This window comes from Psychroserpens luteus, assembly GCF_015319355.1.
Lineage (GTDB): Bacteria > Bacteroidota > Bacteroidia > Flavobacteriales > Flavobacteriaceae > Psychroserpens > Psychroserpens luteus.
Map to the genome: position 1 here is coordinate 232,411 of NZ_JADILU010000004.1, position 11,158 is coordinate 243,568.

Annotated in this window: 9 protein-coding genes; 6 read left to right on the forward strand and 3 right to left on the reverse strand. The window is 31.9% G+C overall.

Annotation, left to right across the window (positions count from 1 at the left end):
- Position 1 precedes the first annotated feature (1 nt).
- From IM744_RS10920 to IM744_RS10930, 3 genes are read left to right on the forward strand one after another with little or no spacing between them, the layout of a single operon-like run.
- Positions 2–2,410, forward strand: coding sequence for a 3-hydroxyacyl-CoA dehydrogenase/enoyl-CoA hydratase family protein (locus IM744_RS10920; RefSeq protein WP_194508176.1), 2,409 nt, complete (start codon positions 2–4; stop codon positions 2,408–2,410).
- A 4-nt stretch (positions 2,411–2,414) separates the two neighbouring features.
- On the forward strand, positions 2,415–3,605 hold the full coding sequence (locus IM744_RS10925) for an acetyl-CoA C-acyltransferase (RefSeq protein ID WP_194508177.1): 1,191 nt from the start codon (positions 2,415–2,417) through the stop codon (positions 3,603–3,605).
- A gap of 21 nt (positions 3,606–3,626) precedes the next feature.
- The gene (locus IM744_RS10930; protein ID WP_194508178.1) at positions 3,627–5,435 is read left to right on the forward strand and encodes an acyl-CoA dehydrogenase family protein; all 1,809 of its coding nucleotides are present in this window, start codon (positions 3,627–3,629) and stop codon (positions 5,433–5,435) included.
- Positions 5,436–5,526: 91 nt separating this feature from the next.
- Here the strand turns inward: IM744_RS10930 and IM744_RS10935 are convergent, their stop codons facing one another.
- The 3 genes from IM744_RS10935 to IM744_RS10945 all read right to left on the reverse strand — a co-directional run bounded on the left by IM744_RS10935 (position 5,527) and on the right by IM744_RS10945 (position 8,392).
- Complete coding sequence (locus IM744_RS10935) at positions 5,527–6,000, reverse strand: hypothetical protein (RefSeq protein ID WP_194508179.1); 474 nt, start codon at positions 5,998–6,000, stop codon at positions 5,527–5,529.
- 592 nt (positions 6,001–6,592) lie between these two features.
- Entirely contained in the window at positions 6,593–7,879 is a 1,287-nt protein-coding gene (locus tag IM744_RS10940; RefSeq protein WP_194508180.1) for an N-acetylmuramoyl-L-alanine amidase, read from the reverse strand.
- A 132-nt stretch (positions 7,880–8,011) separates the two neighbouring features.
- Positions 8,012–8,392: a BlaI/MecI/CopY family transcriptional regulator gene (locus tag IM744_RS10945; protein WP_317175391.1), complete on the reverse strand. Its 381-nt coding sequence runs from the start codon at positions 8,390–8,392 to the stop codon at positions 8,012–8,014.
- Between the two features lie 89 nt (positions 8,393–8,481).
- On the opposite strand from IM744_RS10945, the gene IM744_RS10950 reads away from it, so the two are divergent.
- The 3 genes from IM744_RS10950 to IM744_RS10960 all read left to right on the forward strand — a co-directional run bounded on the left by IM744_RS10950 (position 8,482) and on the right by IM744_RS10960 (position 11,063).
- A complete protein-coding gene (locus IM744_RS10950) occupies positions 8,482–10,059 on the forward strand; it encodes a nuclear transport factor 2 family protein (protein WP_194508182.1) in 1,578 nt (525 codons plus the stop codon).
- A gap of 9 nt (positions 10,060–10,068) precedes the next feature.
- Positions 10,069–10,557, forward strand: a complete 489-nt coding sequence (locus tag IM744_RS10955) for a DUF6265 family protein (protein ID WP_194508183.1) — start codon at positions 10,069–10,071, stop codon at positions 10,555–10,557.
- A gap of 296 nt (positions 10,558–10,853) precedes the next feature.
- A complete protein-coding gene (locus IM744_RS10960; RefSeq protein WP_194508184.1) occupies positions 10,854–11,063 on the forward strand; it encodes a hypothetical protein in 210 nt (69 codons plus the stop codon).
- Positions 11,064–11,158 lie beyond the last annotated feature (95 nt).

An 11,158-nucleotide genomic window follows, 5' to 3' on the forward strand; every position in this document is an offset into this window, starting at 1 on the left:
GATGAATAAACGTAGAATAAAAAAGATAGCCATTATTGGTTCAGGAATTATGGGAAGCGGGATCGCTTGCCATTTCGCGAATATTGGTGTAGATGTTTTATTATTAGACATCGTACCTAGAGAACTAACCGACAAAGAAAAAGCTAAAGGACTCACTTTAGAAGACAAAGTCGTACGGAACAGATTAGTAAACGATGCATTAACAGCATCTTTAAAATCTAAACCCTCTCCTATTTACAGTCAATCTTTTGCAAGTCGAATTACTACAGGAAACTTAGAAGACGATATTGCTAAAGTTGCAGATGTAGATTGGATTATGGAAGTTGTAGTTGAAAGACTAGACATCAAAAAAATGGTGTTTGAAAACTTAGAAAAATACCGAAAACCAGGAACATTAATTACATCTAATACTTCTGGTATTCCTATTAAATTTATGAGTGAAGGACGAAGCGAAGATTTCCAGAAACATTTCTGCGGAACGCACTTCTTTAATCCTGCACGTTACTTAAAATTATTCGAAATCATTCCTGGTCCAAAAACAGATGCTTCTGTTTTAGAATTCTTAAATGGTTATGGAGAACAATTCTTAGGAAAAACCTCTGTAGTAGCAAAAGATACGCCTGCGTTTATTGGAAACCGTATTGGTATTTTCAGTATTCAAAGTTTGTTTCACGCTGTTAAAGAATTAGATTTAACTGTTGAAGAAGTAGATAAATTATCAGGTCCTGTTATTGGTCGACCAAAATCTGCAACTTTTAGAACCGTAGATGTTGTTGGATTAGACACTTTAGTTCATGTTGCAAATGGTATTCATGAAAACTGTCCTAAAGATGAACGTTTAGAACTTTTTAAATTACCGGATTTCATCAAGACAATGATGGAAAATAAATGGTTAGGAAGCAAAACAGGTCAAGGTTTCTATAAATTAGAAAGACATGTAGATGGTTCTAAAGATATTTTAACTTTAGATCTTAATACTTTAGAATATAGAGCTAATAAACGTGCGAAATTTGCAACGTTAGAACTCACAAAAACAATTGATAAAGTCGTTGATCGTTTTAAAGTATTAGTAAAAGGAAAAGATAAAGCAGGTGAATTTTACCGCAAGAGTTTTTCAGCATTATTTGCTTATGTTTCAAATCGTATTCCAGAAATCACAGACGATTTATATAAAATTGACGACGCAATGAAAGCTGGATTTGGTTGGGAACATGGTCCTTTCCAAATTTGGGATGCTATTGGAGTTGAAAAAGGAATAGCAATGATGAAAGCAGAAGGTTTAGAACCTAATGCTTGGGTAAATGAAATGTTAGCTTCAGGATGCGATAGTTTCTATTCTGTTAAAAATGGAGCTACATATGCGTATGATATTCCGAAGAAAAAACAAGAAAAAGTTCCTGGACAAGACAGTTTTATCATATTAGATAACATTAGAAAAACATCTGAAGTATTTAAAAATTCAGGAGTTGTTGTTGAAGATTTAGGAGATGGAATCCTTAACGTAGAATTCCAATCTAAAATGAACACGATTGGTGGAGACGTTCTCGCAGGATTAAATAAAGCTATTGATTTAGCCGAAAAAGATTTTGCTGGTTTAGTCGTTGGTAATCAAGCTGCAAACTTTTCTGTTGGTGCAAACATAGGCATGATTTTTATGATGGCTGCAGAGCAAGAGTATGACGAGCTTAACATGGCTATTAAATACTTCCAAGATACAATGATGCGTATGCGTTATTCTTCAATCCCAACTATTTCTGCTCCTCACGGAATGGCTTTAGGTGGTGGTTGCGAATTATCATTACACGCAGATAAAGTAGTTGCTGCAGCAGAAACTTACATGGGACTTGTAGAGTTTGGTGTTGGTGTGATTCCTGGTGGTGGTGGTTCTAAAGAAATGGCCTTAAGAGCACAAGATCTTTTCCATAAAGGAGATGTACAATTAAACGTACTACAAGAACATTTCTTAACAATTGCTATGGCAAAAGTATCAACTTCTGCTTATGAAGCTTTCGACTTAAACTTGCTACAAAAAGGAAAAGATGTTGTTGTAGTTAACAAAGACCGTCAAATAGCAGTTGCAAAACAACATGCTATAATAATGGCTGACGCTGGTTACACGCAACCTGTAAAAAGAGATGATATTTTAGTTCTTGGTAAACAAGCGCTAGGTATGTTCTTAGTTGGAACAGATGCTATGGAAGATAGCCATTACATATCTGAACATGATATGAAAATCGCTAATAAGTTAGCTTATGTTATGGCTGGTGGAGATTTATCTGAGCCAACACGAGTAACAGAACAATATTTATTGGATTTAGAGCGTGAAGCTTTCTTAAGTTTATGTACAGAACGTAAAACTTTAGAACGTATCCAACACATGTTAACCAAAGGTAAACCTTTAAGAAACTAAGAAAATGAAACAAGCATATATAGTAAAAGCATATAGAACCGCAGTTGGTAAAGCACCAAAAGGCGTGTTCCGTTTTAAAAGAACTGATGAATTAGCTGCTGAAACCATTCAGCATATGATGAAAGAACTTCCAAATTTAGACAAAAAACGTATTGACGATGTTATTGTTGGTAACGCAATGCCTGAAGGTTCACAAGGGTTAAATATGGCTCGATTTATTTCATTAATTGGATTAGATAGTGTTGATGTTCCTGGTGTAACGGTTAATCGTTTTTGTGCTTCTGGAATTGAAACCATCGGAATTGCAACTGCAAAAATCCAAGCTGGAATGGCAGATTGTATTATTGCAGGTGGTGCAGAAAGCATGAGTAGCGTACCAATGACAGGTTTTAAACCAGAATTAAATTACGATACCGTAAAAGCTGGACACGAAGATTATTATTGGGGGATGGGAAATACTGCGGAAGCGGTTGCCAACCAATTTAAAGTCTCTCGTGAAGACCAAGATGAGTTTGCATTTAACTCACATATGAAAGCATTAAGAGCGCAAGCTGAAAATCGTTTTCAAGATCAAATTGTACCAATAGAAGTTGAACAAACATATATTGATGCCAACGGAAAAAAAGCAACAAAATCTTATACAGTAACTAAAGATGAAGGTCCTCGCGCAGGTACTAGCAAAGAGGCTTTAGCAAAACTAAGAGCAGTATTTGCTGCTGGAGGAAGTGTAACAGCTGGTAACTCATCACAAATGAGTGATGGTGCTGCTTTTGTTATGATCATGAGCGAAGACATGGTTAAAGAGTTAAATCTAGAACCTATTGCACGATTAGTTAACTATGCAGCTGCAGGTGTTGAACCTCGTATCATGGGAATTGGACCAGTAAAGGCTATTCCAAAAGCATTAAAACAAGCAGGTTTAAAACAGTCAGATTTATCACTTATTGAATTGAATGAAGCATTTGCTTCTCAATCAATAGCTGTAATTAGAGAATTAGACTTAAATCCAGATATCATTAATGTTAATGGTGGAGCTATTGCACTTGGTCATCCATTAGGATGTACTGGTTCAAAACTATCTGTACAATTATTTGATGAAATGCGTAAGCAAAATATGCAAGGTAAATATGGTGCAGTAACTATGTGTGTAGGTACTGGTCAAGGAGCTTGTGGGATATTTGAATTTTTAAATTAAAAAACTTAATACAATTACATAATGGAAACAACTGAAAAAGATATCCTACGTGGAGGTCAATTCTTAGTTAAAGAAACAAAATGCGAAGACGTATTTACTCCTGAAGATTTTTCAGAAGAACAAACGATGATGAAAGAATCCGTAATGGAGTTTAATGATCGTGAAATCATTCCTCATAAAGCTCGTTTTGAAGCTAAAGATTATGCATTAACAGAAGATGTTATGCGTAAAGCTGGTGATATGGGCTTTTTAAGTGTTGCAGTCCCTGAAGCTTATGGCGGAATGGGAATGGGATTTGTATCTACTGTTTTAACATGTGATTACATTTCTTCTGGAACCGGATCATTTAGTACTGCTTTTGGTGCTCATACAGGAATTGGTACAATGCCAATTACACTTTATGGTACAGAGGAGCAAAAACAAAAATATGTACCTAAATTAGCGTCTGGTGAATGGTTTGGAGCTTATTGCTTAACAGAACCTGGAGCTGGATCTGATGCTAATTCTGGAAAAACTACTGCAACACTTTCTGCAGATGGTAAATCGTATAAAATTAACGGACAAAAGATGTGGATCTCAAATGCAGGTTTCTGTAGTTTGATGATTGTTTTTGCTCGTATTGAAGACGATAAAAATATTACAGGTTTCATCGTAGAATATGATGGAGATAAGCCTAACGGAATTACTTTAGGTGAAGAAGAACACAAATTAGGAATTCGTGCGAGTTCAACTCGTCAAGTATTCTTTAGTGATTGTGTTGTTCCTGCTGAAAATATGTTAGCTGGTCGTGGTGAAGGTTTCAAAATCGCTATGAATGCACTTAACGTAGGTCGTATTAAATTAGCTGCAGCTTGTTTAGATTCTCAGCGTAGAATTTTATCTACCGCTGTAAATTATGCAAATGAGCGTAAACAATTTAATACTCCTATTGCAGATTTTGGTGCTATTAAAACCAAATTAGCTGAAATGGCTGCCAGTGCTTATGCAGGTGAATCTGCAACGTACAGAGCTGCTAAAAATATTGAAGACAGAATTTCAATGCGTGAAGCTGCTGGTAATACACATCAAGAAGCAGAACTTAAAGGTGTTGAAGAATATGCAATTGAGTGCTCTATCTTAAAAGTTGCTGTATCTGAAGATGTACAGAACGCTGCAGATGAAGGTATCCAGATTTTTGGTGGTATGGGATTCTCTGAAGAAACGCCTATGGAGTCTGCTTGGAGAGATGCTCGTATTGCTCGTATCTACGAAGGTACTAACGAGATTAATAGAATGTTATCTGTTGGTATGTTAGTTAAAAAAGCAATGAAAGGTCATGTTGATTTATTAGGCCCTGCACAAAAAGTTCAAGAAGAATTGATGGGTATTCCTTCATTTGACACACCAGATTATTCTGTTTTATTTTCCGAAGAAAAAGAAATGATTAAGAAGTTGAAGAAGACATTCTTAATGGTTGCTGGTGGAGCAGTTCAAAAATATGGTCCTCAATTAGAAGACCATCAACAATTATTAATTGCTGCTGCAGATATCTTAATTGAAATCTACATGGCAGAATCTGCAATTTTAAGAACTGAGAAAAACGTCAAGCGTACTAGCGAAAAAGAGCAATCTGCTCAAATCGCAATGGCTAAATTATATTTATATCATGCTGTAGATATCGTTGAAGAAAAAGGAAAAGAAAGTATTATTTCTTTTGCTGAAGGAGACGAACAACGTATGATGTTAATGGGATTAAAGCGTTTTACAAAATATGCAAACTATCCAGATATCGTAGATTTACGTATTGAGATTGCAGAAAAAGTAAAAGCAGAGAATAAATACTGTTTTTAAAATATTTAAGTTAATTCAAATATCTTTAATAACTAAAGCCAATTCTTTAATTAGAATTGGCTTTTTTATTCGTTATAAAATCGAAAACTATTTATTCCTTTATAAATACCATCTCACCATCATGAAGTCCATCACAATCTGTACCCATAAAATCTATAACAAGCGCATTATCACTTTCTCTAATCACTCCTGTTCCTGTAAAAACACCTGAGCAATCAGGTATTACATCATCTAATAGAAAAGAAGTTATTTCATTACCACTTATTTCCATAGTAATCGTACCATCATTATCTCCATTACTACAACAAACTTCAAAATTAGAAGTTCCAAACCAGCTTCCAGACAAAGTATTTGTACCAGAAATTTGAAGATTAGCTGAAATTCCATAATCTATAAAGGTTGCTGATGGTGTTTCAGAATTCCAAGTCCCAACGTAATTGCCTTCTAAAAATAATGGAATTGTCTCAACTTGATTATCATCATCTCCATCACACCCTATCATACAGAACATTAAAATTGGAATAATAAAAAAGAATACGCTTTTTGGTTGTTTACGAAATTTCATTTTTTTAAACATTGTAAATAAATTTTTAGTTTAATTTAATAATAATATTTATAATATTCAAACATCTCATAACCAAATACATAGTAAGTATTGGTTTTTTAAAAAATTAACTAACATAACAACCGCATCATTATTAATTAATACTCCCATACATGTTTTTTTAACTCCATTAAAAACTCAGCGTTACTTCTTTGGCCCAAAAACAATAATTAATGTATTTGAATTTCAAAATATGAAATATTTAATGGTACAATCTATAATTTTACTAACTGATAAAAACATGAAGTACACTAGCGAAAAAGAGCAATCTGTTCAAATCGCAATGGCTAAATTATAATTACATCATGCAGTACATATCGTTGAAGAAAAAAGAAAAATAAAGTATTATTTTTTCACTGAAAGAGATGAACAACTTATGATATTAATTGACTTTAAACGTTGTACAAAATACGCTAACTATTAAGACATCATAGATTTGCGTATTGAGATTGCAGAAAAAATGAAGGTAGAAAATAAGTACTGTTTTTAGTTAAGTTTAAGTGATAAAAAGCCAATTCAAATTAATGAATTGGCTTTTTTTTAACTTAAACTACTACTGAGCATCTCTTATCTCTAATAAAGCGTCGTATATAGATTTTGCAATTTCTACTTGTTGTTCTTTATCTGTAAGAACTTTTCTATCATTTTCATTGGTTAAAAAACCCAATTCAAGTAAGACTCCAGGTATTGTTGTTGTATTTTTCAATAGATAAAAATCCCCTGTCTTTACGCCTCTATTTGAAAAATGATCTAATTGGTGTTCTACTAAAATTTCAGCATAAGTGAGACTCATTTCATTATGCTCTCTTTTTGAATCGTAATAGGCTTCTATTCCACCTACCGAATTATTTTTACTTGCATTACAGTGCAAACTCAAAAATAAATCTGGGTTTTTAGTATTAACAAATTCCGCACGTTCTTTCAATGTTAGAAATTCATCATGACTTCTTGTTTGTATTATTTTCACTTTTTTGTCACTTAATGAGGCTAATACATTTGATATTTCTAAGACAACATCCTTTTCAATGGAATTACCTGTGTCATGACCACCATGCGCTGCATCTATGACAACAATTAATGGATTATTATTTATGTCTTTATAAGTGCAACTAAAGACAAAAATGCATGCAAAAAGTAAGACGACCGAAGTCATTTTAAAAGTTCGTTTTAATACTGTTGATTTTGATTGATGTAACATAATGATTCGATTTTTGATTTGAATGAAATTAAATCCGCTAGTTAGAGGAACGCGGTATTCCTTATGACCAGATTTTATAATTGTTTGAGAATAGTCTTCGAGATCGATTCCTGATTCAACGGTTTGACTATCTGCAATAAATTCGTGATTTTGAATCATCGCTTTTTTGTACAACCATATAAATGGATTAAACCAAAATAAGCAGAGTAATAACTCTATAAATATCACATCCAAAGTATGTAACTCATTGCTGTGAACAAGCTCATGCTGAATGACACTTTTAGAATACTGTTCATCATTTAAACTTTCAGAATTAACAAATAGATAATTAAAAAAACTTGATGCATTTTTATGATCCTTAGTTTCTACCAATTTCAAATTCCCAATACAAGAATGATGTTGTCTTGTTAGTTTTATAATCCTTAATAAATTCCTGATAAATCTAAAAAAGAAACAAAAAGTTACTACTAAATATGTATACCAAATGATGCTATACAAAGTGAATTCCGTTTTTTGGACTCCTAAAACTGTTACTCCTTCTATAATTTCTTCGGAAATATGATTTACTTCGGAAGATTGCAGTGAAATATCAGTTAAGCTAGGCACAGCTTCAAAAGTATTAACCTCTAGTATTGACGCCAATAAGCAAAGTGATAAGCTTATTAAAAGAAAAAATCGATTAAACTGAAATGTCTTTTGATTTTTTAGAAGAAAAAAATAAACCAAGAAAGAACACCCTAAACTTATAATAGTATAAAAAACGTAATCTATCATTTACTTCTTTTTATTGTTAATTTTCTCTTGTAAAAGTTCCTGAAGTTCTTCTAATTCTTGCATTGACAAATCTGCATTTTTAGTAAAAAATGAAGCGAATTGCGATTTAGAATCATTAAAAAAATGTGTTATCATTCCATTGACTTGTTTAGAAAAATAATCATTTTTCTTTAGTACAGGATAATATTGCTTATCTCTTCCTAATCTTTCAAAATTTATATAATCCTTGTCACACATACGTTTTAGCAACGTTGAAATTGTTGTATACGCTGGTTTAGGCTCGGGAAATTGCTCAACGATATCCTTCATGAATCCTTTTTTAAGAATCCATAAATATTTCATGATCTGCAATTCGGTTTTATTTAATTGTTTTATATCCACAACTATAGTTTTAATACTACAAATGTAGTAATAAAAAATTAACATGCAAATCAATCTTAAAATTTCTATCTTTCAAGAAACTATTTATCATGCGTAACTATCTCATATTATTCTGTTTATTGCCATTATCAATTTATTCACAAACCAACCCAGAAATTTTTCTTTTTGATATCGCAATTACAAAGCCTAACATTGATATAAAGAATCCAAAAAACTTATCTAATAATGATGGTTATGACAATCAGCCTTCATTTTATGATAACAATACCATTCTATTTGTGTCTTCAAGAAATGATCAAACTGATATTGCTAAATATAATCTAAATGACAATTCACTAACGTTTGTCAATGCAACAGAAGGTGGCGAATACACACCTTTAAAATTTCCGAAGAAAAACGACATTTCAGCAGTACGATTAGATAAAGATGGAAAACAGCGCTTATATCGCTATAACATAGACAATGGCGAATCAACCGAACTTATTAAAGATTTGGTTGTTGCATATTACACATGGTTCAATGAAGATATCATTGTATCTGCAGTGATTGAAGGTGAGCAACTCAATTTATATCGCACCAATTTAAAAACAGGAATTAGTAAAAAATTGGCAAATAAAGTTGGAAGATCCTTTCATAAAATCCCGAATACGGAGTTAGTAAGTTTCATTTCAAAAGAAAACGAAAAACAATGGCAAATAAAATCATTGAATCCTATAACTGGAAGAATAAGGCTTATTTCTAATACTATTGTAGACGTTGAAGACATTTGTTGGTTGAATAAAAACAATATCCTTTCTAGTGATGGTAGTACGCTTTATAAACTCACATTAAGAGTAGATAATAACTGGAAAAAAGTTATAGATCTCTATCAAGAAGGAATTAAAAAAATATCGCGTTTAGCAACTAATAGTGATGGTTCAAAACTTTTAATTACAGGAGATATTAAATCTGTACCAAAGAATGTTGAACCTAAAATAGACCTTAACCAACCTATTAGTGAGGAAGAAGCCTCTCTAATTGTAGATAAACATATAGAACCTTATAATACTAAACAACTTAATGAGTTTGTAAATGCATTTAATGATCATGTTATAGTACGTTTTTTTCCGGATAAAAAATTATATGAAGGTAAAACAAAACTTGAGGAGACCTACAAGAAAATATTTGATGAACATGAGAGATTAAATATTAAAGTATTAAGTAGAATTACTTTTAAAAACTTTGTCATTGATGAAGAATTAGCAATTATAAATAATATCACTAGACGACAGGTAACTATTTATGAAACAGATAGAAAAGGAATTAATGCCATGACATTTTTATCTACTTCTACGATTACTGAAAATCCAGAAACCATTGTTAACAATCAACTTGAAAAGTACAATGAAAGAGATATCAAAGCCTTTGTAAATACCTATTCTAAAAATATTAAATTGTATTCATTTCCCAATAGTCTTACAATAGATGGAAGGACGTCCTTAAAAAAAGGTTATGAGTCTCTCTTCAAAAACACTCCAGATTTAAATGCTGAAATAGTGAATAGAATTATTCTTGGTAATATGGTTATTGATAAAGAAAAAGTAACCATGAATGGTAAAAATTATTATGCCATTGCCATCTATGAGATTGAAAACGGATTAATAACCAAAGTAACATTTATTCAATAATTACACATCATGAAATATTTATTCAGACTGCTTTTTTTATTCAGTTTAACCATATCTGCTCAAACTGAAAATGAAATAAAAATAACAGATTCTCTTACTCCAAAACTTGAGAATATAAAATGGATATCGGGTAACTGGAAAGGAGAAGCATTTGGTGGTCAAACCGAAGAAAATTGGAGCGAACCTTCAGGTGGTTCTATGATGGCAACATTTAAACTGATCAATGATAATCAAGTATCGTTTTATGAAATTGAAATTATACGAGAAATAGAGAATTCTCTAGTACTACAGCTTAAACATTTTGATAATGACTTAAAAGGCTGGGAAACTAAAAATGAGACTGTTGATTTTCCATTAATAAAGATTACACCTACTCAAGTTATTTTTGAAGGGATGAGCTTTGAAAAAGTCAGTGATAATGAAATGAATGTTTATGTTGATATTAAAAATGATGAAGGCCAAATAGAAATTATAAAATTTAATTACAAGAAGTCTTAAATACTAAATATTTATTACTTATTCATTTTTTTCTTATCGGTTACATTTCCAAAGCGCAAACCAATAGAAACATACTTCAAAAGTTGGACGGTCCAATCCTTTCATAGAATCCTAAAACAGGAGCAACAAAGGTTATTGCAAATACGATGATAGGTGTTGACATGGTTTGCTAGTTAGATGATAAAATGATTTTCAGCGGAAAAGATAACCTTTCATATAAATTAAGGCTGAAGTGAGATGATGATTAGAAACAAGTTCCAGATTTATCTTCCGAAGGAAAAATAAAAATCACACGTTTGGCTATTCAGGTAGATGCTAATAAATTATTAATTTCTAGAGATATTGCTATAAAAGCTAATCAAAACACAACAAGACACAACCGAAAATCAAACTACAAAAACTTCTTAAATAGTAGTAATTGTAAAAATATTAAAACCTACAACTCTAGAGAAATTGATCTGTATATGAAAGACTACGCAGGTGCAGATAATCATAAAACAAGCTAATGTTATTAAAAAAATAACATTTTCGTCTAAATAAATTAAAAACCCAACTCCTCAAACCTACAATAAGTTATTGTCAAATATCACATTAAAATGTG